Annotated in this window: 24 protein-coding genes; 20 read left to right on the top strand and 4 right to left on the bottom strand. The window is 65.8% G+C overall.

Going from position 1 to position 21,097, the window contains the following annotated elements; translation table 11 throughout:
- Window positions 1-841: 841 nt before the first annotated feature.
- On the top strand, window positions 842-1,150 hold the full coding sequence (locus OG225_RS42085) for a DUF6342 family protein (RefSeq protein WP_331757965.1): 309 nt from the start codon (window positions 842-844) through the stop codon (window positions 1,148-1,150).
- A gap of 96 nt (window positions 1,151-1,246) precedes the next feature.
- Here the strand turns inward: OG225_RS42085 and OG225_RS42090 are convergent, their stop codons facing one another.
- Window positions 1,247-2,047 (bottom strand): hypothetical protein, encoded by an 801-nt coding sequence (locus tag OG225_RS42090; protein WP_331757967.1) that lies wholly within the window; start codon window positions 2,045-2,047, stop codon window positions 1,247-1,249.
- A 320-nt stretch (window positions 2,048-2,367) separates the two neighbouring features.
- Here OG225_RS42090 and OG225_RS42095 point away from each other — a divergent pair, with 320 nt between their 5' ends.
- The 4 genes from OG225_RS42095 to OG225_RS42110 all read left to right on the top strand — a co-directional run bounded on the left by OG225_RS42095 (window position 2,368) and on the right by OG225_RS42110 (window position 5,905).
- A complete protein-coding gene (locus OG225_RS42095) occupies window positions 2,368-3,900 on the top strand; it encodes a hypothetical protein (RefSeq protein WP_405183576.1) in 1,533 nt (510 codons plus the stop codon).
- A 344-nt stretch (window positions 3,901-4,244) separates the two neighbouring features.
- Entirely contained in the window at window positions 4,245-4,898 is a 654-nt protein-coding gene (locus tag OG225_RS42100; RefSeq protein ID WP_331757972.1) for a hypothetical protein, read from the top strand.
- A gap of 270 nt (window positions 4,899-5,168) precedes the next feature.
- A complete protein-coding gene (locus tag OG225_RS42105; protein WP_331757973.1) occupies window positions 5,169-5,384 on the top strand; it encodes a hypothetical protein in 216 nt (71 codons plus the stop codon).
- Window positions 5,381-5,905: a hypothetical protein gene (locus OG225_RS42110; RefSeq protein WP_405183577.1), complete on the top strand. Its 525-nt coding sequence runs from the start codon at window positions 5,381-5,383 to the stop codon at window positions 5,903-5,905. The genes OG225_RS42105 and OG225_RS42110 overlap by 4 nt, the downstream gene beginning before the upstream one ends.
- A 61-nt stretch (window positions 5,906-5,966) precedes the next feature.
- Here OG225_RS42110 and OG225_RS42115 read toward each other — a convergent pair whose 3' ends face one another.
- Complete coding sequence (locus OG225_RS42115; RefSeq protein ID WP_405183578.1) at window positions 5,967-6,110, bottom strand: hypothetical protein; 144 nt, start codon at window positions 6,108-6,110, stop codon at window positions 5,967-5,969.
- A 104-nt stretch (window positions 6,111-6,214) separates the two neighbouring features.
- Between OG225_RS42115 and OG225_RS42120 the strand changes: the two genes are divergently transcribed.
- From OG225_RS42120 to OG225_RS42150, 7 genes are all read left to right on the top strand, one after another.
- On the top strand, window positions 6,215-6,547 hold the full coding sequence (locus tag OG225_RS42120) for a hypothetical protein (RefSeq protein ID WP_331757980.1): 333 nt from the start codon (window positions 6,215-6,217) through the stop codon (window positions 6,545-6,547).
- Window positions 6,544-7,020: a hypothetical protein gene (locus OG225_RS42125; RefSeq protein ID WP_331757982.1), complete on the top strand. Its 477-nt coding sequence runs from the start codon at window positions 6,544-6,546 to the stop codon at window positions 7,018-7,020. The genes OG225_RS42120 and OG225_RS42125 overlap by 4 nt, the downstream gene beginning before the upstream one ends.
- A complete protein-coding gene (locus OG225_RS42130) occupies window positions 7,020-7,517 on the top strand; it encodes a hypothetical protein (RefSeq protein WP_331757984.1) in 498 nt (165 codons plus the stop codon). The genes OG225_RS42125 and OG225_RS42130 overlap by 1 nt, the downstream gene beginning before the upstream one ends.
- Before the next feature lie 324 nt (window positions 7,518-7,841).
- The gene (locus OG225_RS42135) at window positions 7,842-8,468 is read left to right on the top strand and encodes a hypothetical protein (protein WP_331757985.1); all 627 of its coding nucleotides are present in this window, start codon (window positions 7,842-7,844) and stop codon (window positions 8,466-8,468) included.
- Between the two features lie 527 nt (window positions 8,469-8,995).
- A complete protein-coding gene (locus OG225_RS42140; RefSeq protein ID WP_331757987.1) occupies window positions 8,996-9,817 on the top strand; it encodes a hypothetical protein in 822 nt (273 codons plus the stop codon).
- Entirely contained in the window at window positions 9,814-10,029 is a 216-nt protein-coding gene (locus OG225_RS42145; protein ID WP_331757989.1) for a hypothetical protein, read from the top strand. Before OG225_RS42140 ends, OG225_RS42145 begins: the two co-directional genes overlap by 4 nt.
- 27 nt (window positions 10,030-10,056) lie before the next feature.
- On the top strand, window positions 10,057-10,578 hold the full coding sequence (locus tag OG225_RS42150) for a hypothetical protein (RefSeq protein ID WP_331757992.1): 522 nt from the start codon (window positions 10,057-10,059) through the stop codon (window positions 10,576-10,578).
- A gap of 39 nt (window positions 10,579-10,617) precedes the next feature.
- Here the strand turns inward: OG225_RS42150 and OG225_RS42155 are convergent, their stop codons facing one another.
- Complete coding sequence (locus OG225_RS42155; RefSeq protein WP_331757994.1) at window positions 10,618-10,848, bottom strand: hypothetical protein; 231 nt, start codon at window positions 10,846-10,848, stop codon at window positions 10,618-10,620.
- Between the two features lie 165 nt (window positions 10,849-11,013).
- On the opposite strand from OG225_RS42155, the gene OG225_RS42160 reads away from it, so the two are divergent.
- The 4 genes from OG225_RS42160 to OG225_RS42175 all read left to right on the top strand — a co-directional run bounded on the left by OG225_RS42160 (window position 11,014) and on the right by OG225_RS42175 (window position 15,311).
- The gene (locus OG225_RS42160) at window positions 11,014-11,289 is read left to right on the top strand and encodes a hypothetical protein (protein ID WP_405183579.1); all 276 of its coding nucleotides are present in this window, start codon (window positions 11,014-11,016) and stop codon (window positions 11,287-11,289) included.
- 85 nt (window positions 11,290-11,374) lie between these two features.
- Window positions 11,375-12,079, top strand: a complete 705-nt coding sequence (locus tag OG225_RS42165; RefSeq protein WP_405183580.1) for a hypothetical protein — start codon at window positions 11,375-11,377, stop codon at window positions 12,077-12,079.
- Window positions 12,080-12,577: 498 nt separating this feature from the next.
- The gene (locus OG225_RS42170) at window positions 12,578-13,453 is read left to right on the top strand and encodes a Fic family protein (RefSeq protein WP_331758002.1); all 876 of its coding nucleotides are present in this window, start codon (window positions 12,578-12,580) and stop codon (window positions 13,451-13,453) included.
- 442 nt (window positions 13,454-13,895) lie between these two features.
- The gene (locus OG225_RS42175) at window positions 13,896-15,311 is read left to right on the top strand and encodes a DUF3560 domain-containing protein (protein WP_331758005.1); all 1,416 of its coding nucleotides are present in this window, start codon (window positions 13,896-13,898) and stop codon (window positions 15,309-15,311) included.
- On the opposite strand, the gene OG225_RS42180 is transcribed toward OG225_RS42175, so the two are convergent.
- A complete protein-coding gene (locus OG225_RS42180) occupies window positions 15,308-15,607 on the bottom strand; it encodes a hypothetical protein (RefSeq protein ID WP_331758007.1) in 300 nt (99 codons plus the stop codon). The genes OG225_RS42175 and OG225_RS42180 overlap by 4 nt on opposite strands.
- 477 nt (window positions 15,608-16,084) lie before the next feature.
- Here OG225_RS42180 and OG225_RS42185 point away from each other — a divergent pair, with 477 nt between their 5' ends.
- From OG225_RS42185 to OG225_RS42200, 4 genes are all read left to right on the top strand, one after another.
- A complete protein-coding gene (locus OG225_RS42185) occupies window positions 16,085-17,968 on the top strand; it encodes a hypothetical protein (protein WP_331758009.1) in 1,884 nt (627 codons plus the stop codon).
- Window positions 17,969-18,435: 467 nt separating this feature from the next.
- Window positions 18,436-19,008 (top strand): hypothetical protein, encoded by a 573-nt coding sequence (locus tag OG225_RS42190; RefSeq protein ID WP_331758011.1) that lies wholly within the window; start codon window positions 18,436-18,438, stop codon window positions 19,006-19,008.
- Between the two features lie 528 nt (window positions 19,009-19,536).
- A complete protein-coding gene (locus OG225_RS42195; RefSeq protein WP_405183581.1) occupies window positions 19,537-20,367 on the top strand; it encodes an N-6 DNA methylase in 831 nt (276 codons plus the stop codon).
- A 95-nt stretch (window positions 20,368-20,462) separates the two neighbouring features.
- A complete protein-coding gene (locus OG225_RS42200) occupies window positions 20,463-21,011 on the top strand; it encodes a hypothetical protein (RefSeq protein ID WP_331758015.1) in 549 nt (182 codons plus the stop codon).
- Window positions 21,012-21,097: the final 86 nt, after the last annotated feature.

Here is a 21,097-nt window from a genome sequence, read left to right on the forward strand (position 1 = left end):
GCCGAGGCGGCGTTCACAGCCCTGGATGCGCGCCTGTGGATCGAAGAATCCGCGCGAACCTGACCCACGACCACCGACCTTTCAGGCACGAGCGCATCGAGGAACTGCACGGCGACCCCGATGCCTTCGACGTGTAATCAGTTCTGGGCGAGACGGTTCCGGTCACCTTCGCGGTAGCGCCACAGCGCGAGCCGATCTGATCCTGCGAGTCGAGTCCAAGCAGCACACCGGCACATCAGGCGGGTGCACCCGACCAATCAGCGTCCTCGACCGCGCGACTCCTCGCGCGCTCCCGCTCGACGCTCTACAAACACCTGCCCGAACTCGGCCGTGCCAGGCCCGCGACCGAGCGGACCGAGCAGTTGACCGCTGCCCTCGCCCACCACGACGCGAGCAGGGAGCCGGACGCGGCGGCACCGCTTGCATCGATTCCGACTGTTCGATCCGATGACTTCCACTATTCACTCGAATACATTCGATGGCTTCCGATCGGCTGAATTTTTGGTCTCATCGCTCGGTTATCTTTCGATTACCAAGGAATGCGACCGGTCCGTATTCGGAATATTTCTTCCGATGTGAAGGGACGGTGTGTATAAATGTCGATCTTCGCCTTACGTTGTCTGTAACCCGGAAAACTGCACTTAGAGGCCACTATGCTCGAATCTGCCACGCGAGAGATCATGTGGCGGACAGGGGGACGGTCTGCTTTTCGATGAGTGCAAAATGCATGACTCATCGATTATTCGCCGTTCGGTTATCGCGTGGTTTGTGCTCTTCGGATCAATTACGGAGAGCTCGTTGTGCGCCCGAGGTGATTCTCGGGCGGGAGGAGGAATGAACAATGCCTGATCTGGATCTCGGTGTCGCCAGTGACTGGACCGAGGGCGACCCGAACGGTCGGGTGGCGTTGCGGCAGAACCAGCGCTATCCGGACGAGCCCCGCAAGAAGGACGTCCTGGTCGGCTCGCCGAACAGTATCGAACTGTCGGTCAACACCAACTTCAGCAACACCCAGGAGGCGGACAAGATCTTCTTCACCACCCACCACGGGACCGAGAAGAAGATCATCGCCATCCTCGACTCCAACGGCGATCTCTACCTCGCGGGCCGAGTGATCCAAGAGGCCGGAGACCTCACCTACGGCGACTGAACCCGTCGAGCACCACCCGTTCGAAGAGTCCGGCCGGACGATCACGCCGATCGTCCGGCCGGACCTGTCGCGTTGCCGGAGCGCCGAGCAGGTCGTTCATCCGGTCCGCTCCAGCCCCGACTGTGTCCGGGACGGTGAGGCGCCCGCCTGATGCCAGCGCACCCGTTCGGGCAGGGTGGCGTCCAGGACTATCCGGGCGGTGCGACGGCTGCCGCTGCGTTCGGTCACCGCGACCTCGAACAAGATTCGGCGCAGACGCCCGCTGCCCTGTCCCAAGCCGTCGTAGCCGCGTGCGCGGGCGGTGATGGTCAACGAGGGCCGGATCACCGTAGGTGAGGCGGTCAGCAGGACCGCGCCTCTCTCACGGATCCGTGCGGTGATCACCTTCGAGCGTGCCGGTGCCGCGGTCACGCTCGGGTCCGAGAGAGCGATGACGTCGATGCCGTCGGCCAGGATCGTTACCACTTCCAGGACGTCGGAGCCCGGCGGCGGCAGGACGTGAGCGATCCGCTCCAGCTCGCCGCCGAGCTCGGCGCACGCCAGCCACCCTGCCCCCGGGTTGCCGACCATGGCGACGTTGCGTCCGGCGCCGGACGCCTGGGCCAGCAACCCCATCAGAATCGTGGCGCTCCCGGAACAGCACACCACGCTTCCCCGGGGCAGCCCACCGTGGGGCAGTAGCTGCCCGAGCGGCCCCTCGATCGGGATGACTTCGACATCTTCGGTGACGCGGCCCGTTTGCTGCGGTGCGCTGGCATGAGGAGCGGAGGCGCCGGACCGTGGCGGAATCGCCGCCATCCGGGCCCTCAGCTGCTCCAGCTGGGCCGCGCGCGGCAAGTCGCTGAGCGGCTGCTCCGACCGCTCGGCCCTCGTCTCACCCACCTCGGAATCGAACATATGTTCGTATCATGCCTGACTGGCACGGCCACGTCGAGAGCGCGCGCTGATCGATTGCCGAATATGTGCTGAATACGCAGGATAGCGACCCGGCCGCAACCGGCCGCGGTACCTGCCGTTCTCGCTGCGCGCACCACACCGGTAATCGCCCCACTTCGCCCGTCACGGACGCGTCTCCTGCCCGGGGCTTCGCGGACAGCACGTCCGCACCCCACGACCTGCGCCGTCGCCCCCTTGCCCTTGCTCTCACCCCTCCCCTCCAGCCCGCGCCTTGCGGACTGTGTGTTCCCCCATCAGAAGGGCCGACCACCATGGCTTACGTGCACTCTTCCGTCCAGATCCGGGCAGATGCCGAGGACGACTGGACCTGCCGGTGCGGCAACCGTCCCGACCTGGACGGTTTCCAGCCCTGCGACGTCGACGGTGTCGAGATCGAGCCCACCGTCGCTGCTGGCTGGACATCGCTGTATGCCTGCCAGCGGTGCCCACTCATCGTCGACGTCGACACCTACGACCCGACCGGTCACACCATCACCAGTGTCATCCCCGGTTTGGTGATCCACGGCCAGCACGCCGCAGACCTCACTTGGACCGACGCCGACCAGGCCCTGCTACAGCGCTTTCGTGATGCCCGCGCCGAGGTGGAAGGGACCTGCGAGGACCCGCTGGGCGGCGATGTCGTGGAATTCGGCGACGGCGTACGGTACCGGCTCGCCTACGACGGCCGCGGCCTGTTCGCAGCCCCGATATGCCAGCTGGACACCGAATTCGAGATCATCAAATTCGGTGGCGTCCGATACAACGGGCCTCGTGCCCTGACCGACATCCCGATCGATCCCGACGAGTTGCAGGCCACGGGCAGCCACCTACGCGTGGCCAGTATCTATGTGGCCACCGAATCGGGAATGAGGATCGCGGTCGAGCACCGCGCTCGTGTGCTGCGCACCGACCGGGTCGCCGCCGAGGCCACCCTGACCCGGATCCGTGTCTTGACCGCTCCCTCGCAGCCCGACCACGCACCGAACAACCCCGGCACGGTCGGCTCCGACGACGCCGAAGTGGCGGCGTTGTGGGCAGGTTTGGACGCCCACCTGACCGCCGGTGGCGAACTGCCCACCGCGTGGGCCGCAGCGCGCATCCCGGCCGCCTACACCGCCCGGGAGATCACGCTCGACCGGCTCACCGAGGTCTACGCCGAAGAACTCGCGGAGCTGACCGCGTGGCTGGGTTCGGCCCGCGTCACCTATACCGGCGGCACGAACACCGCCATCGAGGCCACCATCGGCACCGCCATCACCGGCATGCCCGCCGCGGCGGACATGGTCATCGTCTCCACCACCGCAGGGCTGGCCTCGACGCGCCCGCAGATCGTGCACTGGCTCGCACAGATCTACCCCGATGGCGACGAACAGACAGCGATCGGGCACAGCCTGCACAGCGCCCGCGACGCCGTAACCGCCGCGATCGAAAATTTGCGCCAGCGCCGCCATCCCGACTCCGTGCGCTGCGGCTGCCAGATGGTGGCCGACGGCGACTCCGACGCGTTCACCGCCAAAGAACTCGCCGACATCCGTGCCAGCTACCGGGAACTGCTGACCGCTCAACGCGACGCCAGCCTCCCCGCCGACTACTTCGACACCGTCGACGAACTTGCCGAAGAGATCGAACTGCGCGACGGGACGATCGTGCACGAGAACGCCCGCGGCACCGGGTTGACAGTGCAATTCGTTCGCCGGGGCAACGGGCTTTCGATCCGGGCGTTTCACGTCGACCACGGCAGACTGATCGCCGAACTGCCGTGGTCGACGCTGACCGGCGAACTCATCAACCAGATCTGGACACAAGTGGCCTGACCCGGAGTCCCCGAGTCGGCCCACCCGATCGAAACCGGCGATCGTCGTACTCCCTCGCTCTACGCACCTCCCGTCGGCGCCCACGCAGATCCCGCCCGCCATCCGGCTGCGTGGGGACACCGCTGGGTGCTCGCGCAGACCGAATTCGGGGCCGCGACAGCCGATCGGCAATCGGCCTCTCTGATCGGACCTGCTGCGGAGAACTCGGGAACCGCCCGGCCAAGGCCACCGCGCCACGGCATGGCTACGACACCGACTCCGCATCCTCCAGAGGCGCACAGGGAGTCGCAGCCGATCGAAACCGTTGCAGGTAAACACTATTCGAGAAGAATTGGAGTTCAGAAATGCCCAAGGGCACTGACAAAGTCGAATCCGCTCCCGACACAGCGGCGCTGCACCTCTGCGATGACGAATGCGGCGACGAACGACATCCGCGTGACGGACGAATCACTCCGGAGCGCCCGGAGAAGCAGGTCTACACCTTCGATGCCTACCTCGCTGTCACCGCGCAAGTATCCGGCACGGACTTCCCCGAAGCCAGAGAGAACCTTCGCCGCGAGTACCGCGTCGTCGAGGTCCCCGACTACGGAGGTCGATACACCCCCAACGTCGCCCTGACCAGTTTCGAATTGCGGGGCGTACAAAAGGTTTTCGCGCCGTCGGACGCCCCGGACGCCACCGTGGCCGAGAGGTTCTACGAGGGGACCGGGTTCGATCAGCTGGAGCTCCTCAGGGAAGGAGACAGCCTATTGCCGTTGATGTTCCGCGTCGTGCCGCTCTCACCGTCGGGACAGGATATGTGGAGCGCTGACGCGGACACGCTGCGCACCGCCATGGATATGGGCAGGGTGATCCGCGTCGGACATAGAGCCCACATCTGCTTCGAAGACGAGGTCTGCGCACCGAAGGTAGTCCTCGGCGCCGACGACGACGTGCGTTTCGAATCCGGCACCGAGCGGCGGTGCGAGCGCCATCGACGGTTGGGCGCTGGTGCGTGAATGCTCCCAGCCGGACCATTTCGGGTCGCGATTGCCACTGTCGCAACGCGTATGCGGTCGCGGACTCAGCGCGTTGACGCTATTGCCGCGAAGAACTGCATGTCACCCAGTCCACCGCCTGGTCGTCGAGGCATTCGACGAGGCCCGGCTTGTGACCGGCCGTCGACGGCGGCGCGGTGGCCACCTGCCCAATCTGCGGCCCGACCTGGCAGGTAACCGCACTCATCGCACGGGCGCAGAGCCCGTTTGAACATCTCTCGGAGGTATCCCATGGCTGAAATCAATGCTGACCTGTACGACCGCCTCGAGACATTCGTGTGCGCCAGCGAAGCGAATTGGGCGGCCTTCCAGAGCATGCGCTGCCCCCATGCGCAGCTGTTCGTCGATCTCGCGATAACGATGGGCGCGCACAATTCGGCCGAAGATATCGCCGATTCCCATCGCCGCGATTGCGGCAGCCAGTGCACCGTTGCGGTGCCGGAGTGATGGATTTCGGCGCGTACGGACCGGCCCTGACCGAGCCGGTCACTCTCGATGAATACATGGCGGTCCTTCAGCAACGCTTGGACACCTACAACGCGTCACGGCCTCCGAGCGACAACCAGGTTTTCCGGGTGAAGTCCTGGGTCGAGCCGTTGTTGCCCTGGTTTTTTCGCGACGAGGACGAAGCCTTCGTCGTGCTGCCGGAACCGAAACAGCCGAAACCGAAGCCGAAACCAAAGCCGCGCTACTACCGCCCCGCGTCGTACTGGCGAGAGAAGTTGGCCCGCATCGAGGCCCAGATGAAGCCGCTCGAGGAGCCTTTGATCACTGACCGCGCAGCCGCCGGCGGCTGCGCTCTCGGCCCCAAGCGCACCCAGCGCATCCAGAACCAGGAAGACGGCCGTCTTCAGCGCTACGTCGCTCTGAAGAAGGAGCGGGACCGCCTGGCATCGATGCTGCGCACCGCCGAAGCCCGCGAAGCCAAGGCGCTCGAATCCGCGTCCGCTGCAACAGAAAGAGCGTAACCCCGTGTCCATAGAGGAGGAGTACGAGTTCCGTCAGCTGATCAAGAAGATCGCTGCCGAGCTACCCGAGTTCCAGCTGGAACGCGACGACGAGCTGGTCGCCTCGACTGACGAGTCGTTGGAATTCCTCGACGGCGACCAGAGCTCCGAAACCTCCCTTCGCGGCAAGCTCGTCGTCACACCGCAGGTGCCGACGGAGTTGCATCGGTTCGTTATCCAACGGGCCCGACCATTCGGATCTCGAAATCGCGGACCATCGACGCGATTGTCGCCGATATCCGCCGCCGCGCACTCGCACCGCTGGTGCAGTTGGCCGCCAGCGCGAACGAGGCCCGCGACGCGGAGACCGACCACCGTGAGGCCTTGCGATGCGACATGCACGCGATGGCAAAAGCGATCGGTAGCAGCGTCTATCGGACGCGCGGCGGCTTGACGGTGCACGCCCCGTCGTTCGACATCGTGGCCTGCGAACCAGAGCTGGTCAACGACGGCGGCAACGTCTACACCCCACACCGAGGCAAGGTCCAGATCGTCACGACCTTGCCGCGCGGTCCAGCGCGTGCTGCCGAATTCGGCGTGGCGCTACGCGCTCTCATCCAGCCCGAATCGACACCGGACAAAGAAGCCGAGACGCAGTCATGAAACTTCACACCAACACTATCGAATTGCCCGCGATCACCCAAGCAGCGACGAAAGCCGTTGCGGCCGTGGTCGACGCGCACCGTCGACCGTCTCATACCCACGACCATTCCTTCGATGTCACCCTGTCCGGCGACGGAAACCTCGGCAGGCAGTCGGGCACCTTGACCTACCGGGAAGCGACCTGGGATCAGAAAGGCATAACCCTGGCCGCCCTGTTCGAGGTCGACGAAACCTTGGCGGTCCCGCGGACCTACCCAGACGCCGCATCGTTCCATTGGGCGACCTTCGACCGGTTCCGCACCCTCGCCGCCGCCGATCAGCACATCCTGCATCGGTGGTCCTACAGCGGCCGCGGGGTCACCGGCTTCTACGCCTACGTCGCCTGGGCTTGCACCTGCGGTGCCCGGTTGCGGCGCCTCGACGGCATCAACTTCTACACCTCGATCTCGCTGGCGCACGGTGGGGACCGCTGATGCCGGTCCTCGACAAGACCGATTTCATCAACAACGGAGTCGGTATCGACCCGCCCGAATGTGGCTGCACCGACTGCATTGTCGGCAACTCCGTACCTCTCGGCTCGGGCGGCGACCTCGACCGGCTCGCCGCCCAGGCACTCCAGGGCCGAATCCTGATCAACCGCGCGAGCGAGCCGGTGGTCCTCGACATCGAAGGGCCGAGCATCCTGCTCGTCTCGCGGACCGACCCCGATCGCTGGATGTTCTCGACCGAGGAAGTCACTCCCGTGGTGCGACGCAACGGCCGCTGGGTCGTTGCCAGCCTGCCTGATCGGCACACCCACGAGTGCAGCTACTGCCTGCGCCACGCCACCAGCGACGACGGCCCGGTCGACAACGCCGCGCGCTACTTCGGCACGGCGCCCGAGATCGCCGCGCACGCACTCGCTCATCCGATCGGTGAACCAGGCGACTTTGCGATGCGCGTTGCACCCCTCGAGATCGAAGGTCCGTGAAAACCTCTGGCACATGTAGTGATTCAGGCCGGGCGGCGGTGAACTGTCCTTGCACGCTTCCGACACCGGCGAGGGGCCTGCGAGTTCATCGAGGACTGTGGACGGGATCAGCAGGCTAGATCCTCGGTCGTCGAGATATCCGATGAGCTCGACCGGGTGCCCTCGAGGAGGCATTGCCGTGCCCTGGCAGTCTGCGGCCTACGAACTCGGCGTCGAGGGCGAAGTCTTGCCTTGACCGCCAGAGATCACGCCACCACAGCTGACGGCAACTCAGAATCTCCTGGTAGAGCACCGGACTCGCTACAGTGAAACGGCTATCGCCGCGTGAACACGCCAGGCGACCCGGAAGGAACCACGACGTTGTCTCACCTGGTCACGGTGACCCCCGAGCCTCAGAAAGCGCTCGAACTGCGGGAGCTGCCGTGTGATGACTGCGGGCAGCCGCGGTTGCTGGGGCTCGAGACCGGCACCGTCTCCTGCGGGACCTCCTGGTGCTCGGCGGCGGGGATCCTCGCGCCGCTGTGGCGGCTGCTCGATTCCGCAGGGATCGACCACAACCCCGCTGGGCTCCGCAGACCCAACCATCAACTCATGCCGATCCCGTGGATCACTCCCGTCACCGGCGACCCGGCCGGGGCATTGCAGCCGCATTGGCGAATGATCCACCGCGGCCGCCTCGCCGTCGCCCAGCAACAGTGGGGCTGCCAGCACTGCGGACTGCCCGCCGATCCCGCTGACGCGGTCGTATTCGTCGACCAGGACGGCCACTGCTCCACATCGGCGCCCTTGCACCCCGGCTGCGCTACCGTCTCCGCTGCGCGCTGCTCTTACCTTGCCAAGACCGGTGCTGTACCTGTCCTTATCGCCCGCGGCCAGGAACGGCGCTCTGGGGAGATCGCCCCCGAGATCGGACTCATCCAGGACTGGTGGCTGCCCTCCAACCTCTACTGACCGACACTCCAGGCCACACCGCTGCTGCGGATCCGCTGACCCTCGGATTGACCAGCCACTGCGGAATCGGTCACCGCCGACCTACGGTCTGCGGCTGGACGAGCGGCCAAATTTTTTCGAATCGGGGGTTCTGTCCCCGGTCGGCGCAGCCGGTGGCCGGGACTGCTGGTCAACAACTTCAGCCTCGATGGCATGCCTTTGCCTGAACGGGCCAGACCTGGAACATATTTCAGTACTTCCGATCCCATAGCTCGCTGCGCCGGAACGCCCCGGGGCGCAGCCGATCACCCAACGACACCCGGCGATCGAGTGTCGAGAGGTTCGGCGCCAGGTGCGCTCAGCTAGTGCGGGTTTCGCTGGCCATCTCCGAGGTTCTCGGCTGGGTGGTTGTGCGTGTTGTCGGCTGGCTGTGGCCGTGGTTGTCGGCCTGATCTTCTTCTGATCCGGTTCATGACTCGCATCTGAACTCGGTGCGTTTCTTCGTGCTGCCGATTTCCGGCAGAACATTTCAACGCAATGAGTGAATAGTGATGTACGACAGCGATACTCGCGAAATCAGTCTCAGCGATCTTTTGGAGGCCGCGACCACCGCACATCAGGTCGCCACCCTGAACGGCATCTTCGGTGACCTCGACAGCGGCTGGACCCTGGGCTACCGCACCGGCCAGTGGAAGGTTCACGTGTGCTCGCTCGAGATCATGGCCGGCCGTGCCATGTACTCCACGGCGTTCACGCTCACGCCCGGTGGGATCGTGAGCGCGGCGACCTTCCGCGAGTCCGGACCGGAAGACGTCACAGTGGACTCCGAAAGCGTGGGGCGCGGCCAAAGGTGGGAAACGCCGAGCGAACTGGTGCTGAACGAGGTCGCCCCGCGCGGTGACATCGCACTGTTCCTCGGCCGCTGGGTGCGGGCGATTCAGAGCCGTGTCGATGACTCCGATCTGGTCCGGCACATGCTGGCCGAAGCGAACAAGGCGCTGGTCAAGCGGACACAGGAACTGATCGGCGCCGAACGTAGGGCAGCCGAGTTGCGCGGCGAACTCTTGGCGCTCGGCGCGTGGGTGAACGCGCTGCACGGCTCGCCCGACGTGGTACCCCCGCGCGCTCCCGTCGCGGCGATCCCGCCGGACTGGTCGCGGCTGACCTTGCGATACATCGAGACCGTCACATCCACCGCCTCGTTCGACCGTTGCGAGATCGACGCAGTCCTGGCTGCGATGGGCGGCACTCTCGCCGAAGTCGACCATCAAGACCTGCTACTGCGACTCGTCGACCACACCGACATGCTCACCCGCGCGGCGTTCGCACTGAAGAGCTCGCCCCACATCCTCACGTGCCGCGCCGAATGACCGCCGTCGACCACACCCGGTTTCGCGTGGGTGACGAGGTCCATGTCGTCCGCGTTTACACGCCGCCGACCATGCGGAGCCGCGCCGAGATCCGCGGCCTGCTGACCGATACCGACGAGCACTCCTTCGTGATCGACGGCGAAAGGGGTCGGCTCTGCTGGAACTCCGGCCCGAATATCGAGCAAACCGTCGAGCACGTCCGCCCGGCGTAATCCGCAACACTTCAGACAGGAACGGCAATGTCCATCGAAAACGCCAGCGATAACCCCACCCCTTCGGATTCGGGCTCTGTCCACAAGATCGAGCAGATCGTCAGGGTCTACCTCATGTTCGAGGACGGCCGGTGGCGGATCGACCCGGCGTCGATCGGCGGGGTCGGTCTCGAAGGCCTCGACGCGGCGGAGTGCGTCGACACCGGGGAGTACTTCACGTGCGCGGTCTGCTCGGCCCCGGAAGGTATCGAGAGACTGATGGTGGCCGACGCGACCTTGTTGCCGACATCTCGCCAGCTCCTCGACATGCTCGCCGTCGCCCATGGCTACGAGTTGGCCCGGCCGGGTGAGACGAAGGCGGTCGATCTGGCGGTCAAGCTGTCCGGGCAGCTGAGCGACTCGGTATCGGCCGCGAACGAGCTGATACACATTCTCGCGGTCGTCGTCCACGCCCTGCTCGACGACTCGTCACCGGGTCTGTTCCGCCACATGTTCCGGCACATGTTGGGTCGCGTCATCGAGCGCATGGCCCGGGCAGCGAGCAGATGATCACACTGCACGCCGAGTTCACAGTCGAACTCGACGGTCTCACCCGGGCGATATCAGGTCGTCGAGCGTAAGGAGCGAATCCTGACGCTGGAAGTACACGAGTTCCCCGGCGAGCCTTGGCAGTTCGGTCACGCTCGCGCCATCCCCGAGGCGATGACCGCCACGCAGGTCGCTGACGTGATGGAGCGGTTCGTCAACGGCGAGTTCGATAGCGACGAGTATCGCGATCTTCTGAGTCGGGAATGACCGACTGATTCCCAGTTCCTCCACGCACCGATTTCGTGCGTCGATTTGCGCTGCCCAGGCGAGGCAGCCATTCGATTGGAGAAATTCATGTCCGGATCTCCGCTGTCGCACGCGCTGGCCGGGACCGAATTCCGACACCGCGCCGCCGCCGAGACGGACCGAAACATTCCCGAAAGACAAGGAACCGCCATGGAATTGATGCTATCCGCACGTTGCTGCCAGTGCGGCGGTCAGATCGTCGCCTGTCCGGACTGTGTCATGGGGTTGCCCATCGACCCGGTCACCGGACTTCCCCCGGACGTCGAGGCCACGTCCTCGGGCGGCTACGCGCGCAAGAAGCCGGATCCGGAAGCGCTCGCGCGCGCCGTAGCCCAGCCGCTGTGCGACGGCTGCGCCGCGATGGGCGGAGCGACCGACACCGCGGCGCAGCGGCACCGACGCCACATCGCCTCCGGCATGCCGTGACCGGGTTCCGGCGTGCCGGATCGACCGGTGATCGACACATCACATCAGGCCCTGAAAGTCAGGGCCCGAACCACTGGAGGTGGAAATGACCATGTCACAGCACGAGGCGGTCGATTCGGGATGGCCCGCGGATATGCCGCGGATCCAGCGGCTGCGCATAGCGGCCGCATACCTGGTCGACCGCGACGTGTGGGCGCTGCTACGAGGCGCGCACGGCCTCGCGGAGTCCACCGGTAAGCAGCAACTGGTCGCGGCGCTGTCGTTGCAGCTGATCGAGTCCGGCTGCCGTCTCGACGACGGCCGCCGAGTCGGTTCGTTCGAAATGGACCACAGCCGCGACGGCATGGCCCTGGTGCGGTTACTCGCGCTCGACGGCACCGAGGTCCACATCGCCGCGGTCGATGCGAAGGTCGCGGATTGGGTGCGCAACCTGTCCGCACCGGAACTCGTTGTCCCCGGCGTTGTCCCCGGCCGCGGCCCGTACCTGGTCCGTCTGACCGAGCCCGACGAGATGTACCTGGGCGAGTACTGGGGCCCACGAGGCGATATCGCCGTCCCGCCCGGATACATGCCCTGGGATGGCGCGACGGGGATCGCCGACGCGTTCTTTCCCCGCGACGGTGCCGTTCCCGACGAGCGGCAATGGGCCGAGATCGAGGCCATGCTCGGATATCGGGTCTCGCACGTCGACGAGTTCAGCGCCGAACCACTGACGAAGTCTTCGCTGTACAGAGCCTTACGCCGGTCGCTGGTCCTGGGCACCGAGCACAGCCTGCTGCACCCCGCCTGAACTTCCTCCGAGACCGGCAATTGCTCGCCAACGACCGAATCCCAGCAGTTCATCGCTTCCGCGGGTGACAAGACAGGATCGACAGACCTGTCGTGCTGGCGAGTTCTGAGTAACGACAGCCCGTAGGTGTCATAAGTTGGCGATCGTTGTCACAAGCTGGCCCGACCAGCGGGAGCGTTCATGTACTCGGGGAACATGTTCCGCAATGCGTCGTCGAAGGCTGCGGCCCGCTCGGGGAATCCAAGAAATCCTCGGGGAACGGGCCGGGACTCGGGCGGGCGTTGGCCGGAATCGGCGTATTCGGGCAGACTGGAATGTTCGAACATCGCAGCCGCACTGCTGTTTCCACTACAGTCCGGACTTCGGGAGTTGATCTGGTGTACAGCCCGATTCATTTCACCGGCCCGTTCGCCGAACCCGTCACAGGGCGAGGTCGATACCCGGACGCGAGGTCCACCGTCGCACCAACAGGACCGGTCCTCAGCGAACGAGGCTGCCATGGCCGACCCTGATCTGGAGGCGCTACGGCGCTGGTATTCCTACCTGTGGGCCTCCGACACCGGCGAGGACATGCTGGCCAATTTGCTGGGACTACACAACGAACGCGAACTCAGGGCCCGGGAATACGCCGAAACCACCAAACGAGCCCTCGAGATCGCGCTGGGCACAGTGCAGATTCCCGCGACCCGCGACCTGACCGAGCTGAGCGCGATCCACGCGCACCTGTTCGGCAACATCTACAGCTGGGCCGGACAGCTCCGGACGGTAGGGCTCGGAAAGGGTACCGGGGCCTTCCTGCACCCTGCCGATTTCGACAAGTTCCTGCCGTCGGCATTCGAACCGGCCAAGCACACCGACTGGGCGGGGCTGGCGCGCACCGACTTCCTGCTTGTCTCCGCCACACAGTTCATGAATCTGAACTGGGCACACCCGTTCCGCGAGGGCAACGGCCGCACAACCCAGCTGTTCCTGGACAGAGTCACCAGCACGGCCCGGTGGAAGCTGGACTTCTCCCGCGTATCGCGTCAGGTCTGGGCAATGGCATCCTCGGTGGGAACCCCGATGGACTACCGCGAACCCGAAGACCTCGATGCGCTGCTGCGCGTCTTCGACGCCATCACCGTCGCCCGCGAGACGCCTCCCACACCGCAGCCGCAACCCGCCGATCCCGGGCCCCGGGGACCGGAGATCACCAACACCGCCGTCCCCGCGCCACTTGTGCCCGCCACGGGCGGCGGGGCCGAGATCGGCGCCGCAATCCGCGCGGCGGTCACCGTCGATCCCGGGCACGCCACCACACAGCCTCCCGAACGCGACTTCACTGTCCCCGCGGCGCTGGCCGAGCCCGATCCCGGCATCGATCCGGCTCTCTGACGCACCGCCGCTCAAACCCGCGATCGGCACTGTGACCGCCACACCGAGGGGCACACATTGTCGCGGTGGTGCCCGCACAACCACATGGCTGGGCAAGGCCGCGTTCGGAGACAGCGGTCGGCCCCGTACTGGAGCGTCGATCTCGCGTGGCTCTGGCTGCGACTTCGCATTCGAACGGGCGAAGACCGAACGCATGGCTGTCGCACCTCGATTGCTGGGCCGATGATCGGTCGGCGCTGCGCCGGTCACTGCCGACCAACCGGATCGGGTCCAACGGCCGAGAACTGAATTCGCGGCAAGTCGTCCGAATTTCTGCGACCAGATCGGGTTCTGGTCCGCCTGGATCCACGTTGCGGGGTTGTTGCTTGCTCCGCGACCAGCCCACAACCAACCCGCCCACACATATGCATCAATGCGCATGTCGAACTGGAAGGAGATGGCGATGAAAACGGTGACGATCTCCCACAACGCCAAAGACGGCACACTGCTCCAAGGCACGGAACGCGACGACGGCACCTACGAAGTCATGCGCGAAGTCGAAGACACGGTCGGACATTGGAGATGGTCACGCCACCTCGGCCAGTGGATCGTGAGGTACTCCCGCGACCGTCAACCTGACCAGTACGTCATCGACGCCGCCGCGACAGCGTTGCGTGACGCCGGATTCGACGTGCAGATGCACATCGATCGCACCGCCCGCCCGACCGCTCTCGCCGAGGCCGACCGCGCCGAGCGCCAGACCGGTCGAGTGACGGCATTGCGGGCCAAGGCATCCCGCAAGGACCTCACGGCCGCGGCCGCGGCGGCCGCTCACGAACGGGCGTGCCGTCGCGTGCCGCCGGGAGGCGAGCCGGTCAAACTGGGACATCATTCCCAGGCCGGTCATGAGCGCGCACTGGAGAACGTACCCAAAGCGTTGAGTCGGTCGGTGCAGGCCGACCGCGACGCCGCCCGAGCCCACGATCGAGCAGAGGTAGCGGCCCAGACGACCGATCTGCGCAATTCCCCACGGACCGTGGCGGATCGGATCGAGACCTTCGAAGCCGACCAGCGCGGCGACCAACGCCTGCTCGACCGATACGCCCTCGTCCTCGATGCCGAGGGCACGGTCACCGGCGTCGAAACCTACGGACCCGTCACCGAGGGAGACCGCCAGCGGGTCGTGGACCGGATGGCCCAGCGCGCCGATGAGATCACCTACTGGAAGCAGGTCCGTGCTCGGCAGATCGCCGAGGGGCTCACCTTGGACTACGGGCCCGGCGACTTCTCGGTCGGCGACTTCGTGCAGATCAGCCAGACACGCTGGCACCAGGTCACGAGAGCGAACACCAAATCGGTTTCGGTGGTCAGCATTCCCGGCCAATCACGCCTGACGCTGTACACGATCACCGCCAAGCAGCTCGGCCAGCGTGAGATCAGCGCCGATTCCACCGTGCGCTACCACCACATCACCGGTCACATGACCGAAGCCCAGGCCCGCGCACGGTTCCCGGACCTGTTCACCGACCTCGACGCGGGCTCGCTCCCGGCTCGGCCGAAACGCCGAGGCGGCCCCATCAAACTCGACCATCGCCGTGGGCCGCTGGGCGAATTCTGGAACTGGAAACTCGACGGCCTGGACTACGAGGCGGTGTGGACCCACCCCGACAGCTGGTACGTCGACCCGCCCGAACCGGTCACCGACCCGGGCATACTGCGTGTCAGCGCGCAACGGCGCACACCGGAGTGCGGCCGCGGCGAACCGGTCACGTTGCCGGTCACCGACTTCGCGATCGCCGCACCGGTGCACTGGCCCGAAGAAGTCCACAACCAGGTCAGAGCCATCGTCGAGGCCCGCGCCTACCTGTCTGCCACCTAGCTGCGCTTGCGGCTTTCGCGCACCTGCACCTTTCCTCCATCGTCGTATACCACCCGCTCGAAGGTGTCGAAGCCCAACTCGTTCAACGCTTTCAGCGCGGAATGCGAGTTGTAGTTGCCGGTCGGCAGTCCCGTGGCCGATCGGATGAGTTGAAGTGGCGGCCAGAGAGCGTTGTTGACAAGGACCACGTAGATCTCCGGCGTCTCCGGGATCTTGTCACGGGTGGCCAGGAAGATCTGTTCGTCACTGATCTGAACAGCACTGCCGTTGATCGTGATCGTCGTCGAGCGAGCCATGGGTACCGATCCTGCCACGGCTCGCCAGTGCCGCTACCGACGTGGTCGACCCGGTCACCATCCGGATCGCGCTGAACGACCGGCCACTCCGAAACCGGTCACGGCGGGCCGGTAGGAGCACTCTGCACGTCGACACACGCGCTGGACCAGACCACACCGCGCCGCATCCACGGCGGCGCAGAGCGATCGGCCGATGCCAGGTCGATGGGAACCCCGTCCACGAGCTGTCCACTGTCCGGTCCATGGGTAGGTCACGTGCCCCCGCCCACGTCCGCCGCCTCGCACCGGACCTCGGAGGGACGAGTACGCGCCGCACCTCGGCACTCACCGGCCCGAACCGAATCGCCTCGGTCCGAGAACCGTACGAGGACAGCGCAATACGACAGATCTCGACGGCAATTGCCTCTATCCACCGACATATACGGGCCCGCCGCCCGTTCAGCCGCACGCACGTCGTGCGCTCACCAGGAGACCTCGATGATCGACATCGACCCGCGCACCGGCATGCCCGCCGGATGGTGCATCCAGATCCAAACCCTGCCCGACACCACCGTGCTCACGTTGCTCGACAGAAAGCGCGACGGCCTCACAAGATGCCCACTCGGCGACGGCGCGACCCCGGGCACCGAACCCGGGGTACTCGTCGGACGAACCGAAGAGATCGCCGACCCGGCGCTGCGCGAGCGCGCCGAAGCCATGGTCGCCGACTACCTCGACCGCATCCACGCCGCCACCGACGAATTCACCTCGGCCGCACCGATCGAAGCGCTCGTACACCGCCTGCGGGAAACGGTCGACGGCATCAACATCGCCGTCCAGCTCGACCCACACGATCTGCGCATCTACACCGCATTCACCGTCACCGGCCCGCCCACCGCGAAGCTGCTGGCACTGATCATCGAATGGCTCGAAACCACCGAACACGCCAGCGACCGGATACCCGATCGCGTCCACCTCGAATTCGACCCCGCCTTCTACAGCCTCGCGGTCGGCCTGGACCACCCCGATGCCGAAGCCTTCTTCTCCTGGTATCAATACCAACCCAGCCCGACCGTCTTGGACTCGGTGACCGCCACTGCGGTCGGTGAATTCCTGACCGGATACCGCCGTATCACCCCCGCCGACCACAGGCTCGATGCCCCATTGCGCGTTCTGGCGCGAGCCCACACCCGCGCCACCGCCCCCGCGTGGTGCGATCTTCCTGACGACCTGCGTGCCAGCATGTCCGACGGATACGACAGCGACGCCGTCACCGACATCCTCGGCCGGACCCTCGGCGCCACCGGCGTCCGGGTGGTTTGCGTGTGGGATGTCCTCGACGACGGCGGCTACACAGGCGATTCCGACTTCCGCGTCCAGGACCGCCTCGGCAACATCTACTACCTCGGCGGGCACCTGTGGGCCTGGCTCAACTACTCCGACGGACAAGCCCCCGATCATCCAGGATCCCCGACGAGCTGGATCGGCGGGCTCGACACCACCCACACAGACGCCTTCGCGGCAGGCGACGGCGCACACAACTACGCCCGTCGGGACACGACCACGGCAACCAGCGACCAGCCCGTCCTCGATCGGCTGGAGCGCGAACTCGAAGACGCCCACGCACTCGCCCGGCGCGCCGCTGATCGGATCACCACGCTGTCAGTGGCGATGATCGTCAACTACGCGCGCACCCACGCGCCCGAGGTGGCCGCGATCGAGTTCGACCCGGACCCGGACGGATTCACGCCCACCGGATTCCGAGACCGGACCGGCCGACCGATCAACCCCGCCACAGCCGGCTACGACGACTGGCGCGACGACATCGGCGGATACAGCATCGCCATCACCAACCCCCGCGAAGCAGGACTCGTCGGGCCCGACCACGGACCGTTCTTCCTCTACCTCGACACGGGCGAAGGCACTGCGGTGTCCAACGACCAGCCTCCTCGCCCCTGCCTGGTGAGCTCGGTACCGGCCCGGCCATCGGCAGGTTCTGATCCGCCCCCGATCCCGATCATCGACCTGATCGCGATGGCCCTGCTCAGCCATCCCGTAGAGAGTCTGGCCACGCTCACCGGAGCTGACTATCGGTACCTGATCGCCCGGACCACCAGCGGCGAGGGAATCTATCTGATCACCGACGCCGACACCAGCGACCGCAGCCGTGGCCACGTGGGCGATTTCACCGAGGATGCCTACGAAACCTGTGTCGCGGAAGGACTCCGCGAAGGCCTCGCCAACTCCTATCACGTTCATTCCCGCTACAACCTGTTCGCCACCGAAGGCGTGATCTGGACCCAGCTGATCCCCCGAACCGACACCGCGCGTCCTGGCGCCGCCCTACCCAGCACACATTCGGATCCTCACCGCCACAGCTGAACTACCGCACGCCCACCGGGGACAGAACGCGCTGAGGCTTGGCCGGACCGCAGCTCGGCGAACCTGCTCGACAGCGCGTTCATCACGGCGTCGGATTCACCGTCCCCAACCGGCCCGTCTACACCTGTCCGCTGATCAGCCCGCAGCACTGACCGCCGCGTCGCCGCTGCGGCGTCCTCGCCTCGGCGCACACCGCTCGCAGTCCCGCAAAGCAGCCTCCCGGCTGATTCCAATGGAATACCCCGGCGCGTGAGTCCCGCCTCCGTAGCCGCGGACCATCGAATACCTGCGACGGGATCGGGCACCGCTGCCCCACCGCGTCCGTGTTCGCGTATTCACCTGGACCGACGCCCCGGCCCGTCAGAGGCACCGTTGCGGCACATCCCCGCCTGCTACTTCACCACCACGTTCGCGCCCGGCATTCGAGTGAGGACGTGCTCGGGCCACCGCCTCGAAGGAGTTTCCCCATGTCCTCACCCGTCTCGATTCATCTGCCCTGCACAACGAAACAGCGCGCAGCGCTGCAAGATGCGCCCGCTCGCGCGGAGGGTTACGCGTGGGCGATCCTGGGCGTCCAGCACCACGGCACCCCCGATGCTGAGTCCGCGGCCGCGTTCGCCGCCGACTATGCGGCCTGCGTCGCCGAATCGCTGTCCGGTACCCCCACCGACCCGCCCTCGGTCCCGCGTGCCTGGGTCGCCTGGCGCAACGGCGGCGACCTCACCGCCGATCTCACCGTGCATGGTTCACGCACCGCGAACCCGGTCCCAGGCCTCGACGCGTCGACCGCTGCGCTGCGCGACCCGACCGCGCGAGCCATGTTCTTCGAAGCGCTCGGATACGTACGCGGCTGGTGCGACGCCGCCGGGGTCGGCTCCGGCGATGCCGTCGACTTCGCCCACACCTACGCAGTGCTCGTCGCCGCCCGGGCATCGCGCCCCAATATCGCCGACGCATGGACCAACTGGCGCAGCGACCGCCCGATAGCGCAGCTCACCCACCTGCGCTACACAGCGCCGACCGACAAACAGCCGCACTGACCGCGAGCGCCAACCCCCGGTTGGGCACCGGAGCACCACCGATCTCGCTGGCGCTTGACCCTGCCCACAACCACCTCGTTCGTCCGGAACGCAGATCTCCGACGCAGGCCAGCGGAGCTGGAACGCCTCATGCGGCGTGGACACCACTGGCCTGATACGAGAATTCGCCGCCCGTGAACTGACCAGCCGAGGCATCGCCGAGCCCAGCCGAAGATCAATTCGTCGTCCCGCGAGCCGATCACCAACCACACCCGATCCACGCCCGGTCGCGGAACCGTCCGCGCCACGCCGAGCGGGCGTGACGTCAACCCTCCAGCACCCGCAGGCGACTCCGTGCGGTTCCTGGTGCAGCACTTCCCTTTTCGACTACCTCGCCTCGCCCGGCCGTGGCGAGGCGAACCTTCCACGCCCTCCTCGGGTGTCGAACCGAACGAATCGAGCAAATCCGATGACACACATCAGTAGTCGACACCGGCCGACGGCCCGTCAGACCGCGGTCGTGAATCGCGGGATCAGCTGATGGGCAAGATGACGAAGGCTGAAGAGAAGTTACATGCCGAAGCTCTCGCCCTGGTCGACCTGGACCGTGACCTCACCGCCGAAGAGCGCGAGTTCGTGCTGGACAACTTCCAAGAGATCTCGACCGCCGCGAACTCCACCCACGGTGCGTTCTTCACACCAGGAGAATTGGCCAACGACCTCGCGATCGAAATCCTCACCGGCGCGCACCGCATCCTCGACCTCGGCGCCGGAATCGGAAGACTGTCGCACGCCTGCCAGGGACGAGTGACCACCGGACCGCACGAAGGCCAGCAACGGCATTTCACCTGCATCGAATCCAACCCTGACTACCTACGAGTCGGCCGAAGGGTGATGCCGGACGCGGAATGGATCCTCGGCGACATTCTCGACGTACCCAGCATGGGACTGGACCGGTTCGACATGGCGATCGCCAATCCGCCGTTCGGAGCAGTCGCACGGTCGAAGAACGCCCCGGGATACAACGGCGCCAGATTCGAATACCACGTTATCGCGGTCGCCTCCATGATGGCAGACGACGGCGTCTTCATCGTGCCGCAGCGATCCTCCGGATTCGAATTCAGCGGCAAAAGCGAATACCGCAACATCGACTCTCCCGAATACCGACAATTCCGGACCGCGACCGGTCTCACGCTGGAACCGGCGTGCTCGATCGACACCAGCCTCTACCGCACGGCCTGGCATGGGGTCACGCCAGTGACAGAAGTCGTCTTCGTCGACTTCACCGAACGAGCGAAACACGCAGAGACACGTCGACCTACGCCCCGCGGGTTGCCGAGGCCCGCTAGGCACCAGTACATGCTGGACGTGGGCGCATGAACGGCTCACAGGCAACCCCGACCCCCGATGCGGCGTCTGAACATGATGTCTCTCAACAAGTTCCGAGAATGAACCACACCGGCACGCCGGCGACCGTGAACGACATCAAGCTCGCGGCGGTATTGGGAATCCTCCGTGATTCGTCCGACTTCCGGGTCACCGACGTCCTCAGTGTGTGCGAGGTCCTCGAGGCCGCGGCCGCGGGCTGCCGGTGCGCATTCACCGAAATCGAGGTATGGGATGTCGGCGAGTCGAACCTGTTGATCGTCGTCGAAGCACAGCCCGGTATGCGGCTGGCCAGCGAACCCCTCTCGCTCACCGAAACTTTCGTCGACGACGATATCGCTCCCGGGGCCGACACAGTCCGCGATGTCCTCAACCAGCTCCTGTGCCTGCACCGCAGCCTCACCGATCTCGGTGAGCACTTGGCCGATGGCGCAGACCAGCTGGCGGATAAAAGGCCATGCTTCCGCGCTCGTGGGCTGCACCAGGTCGGCGACGACGCCGCGATGGTCTGGCTCGACATCACCGACAGCAATGGCGAGGAAAGCTCGTTGCGGTGGGGGACTGCGACCGATCCTCAGATCGATGTAATCCTCGCTCACATCACCGAACTCCTCGGCGATCCGGACACCGTCGCCTGACACAGCGGTCTCAACGGCGCCATGGTTGCTGATGGTGAGTACAGCAGTCGGCAGACCCGCCGCGATGTCGCCGCGGTAGCGCGACC

The sequence above is a fragment of the Nocardia sp. NBC_01377 genome (assembly GCF_045040005.1).
GTDB classification, from domain to species: Bacteria; Actinomycetota; Actinomycetes; order Mycobacteriales; family Mycobacteriaceae; genus Nocardia; species Nocardia noduli.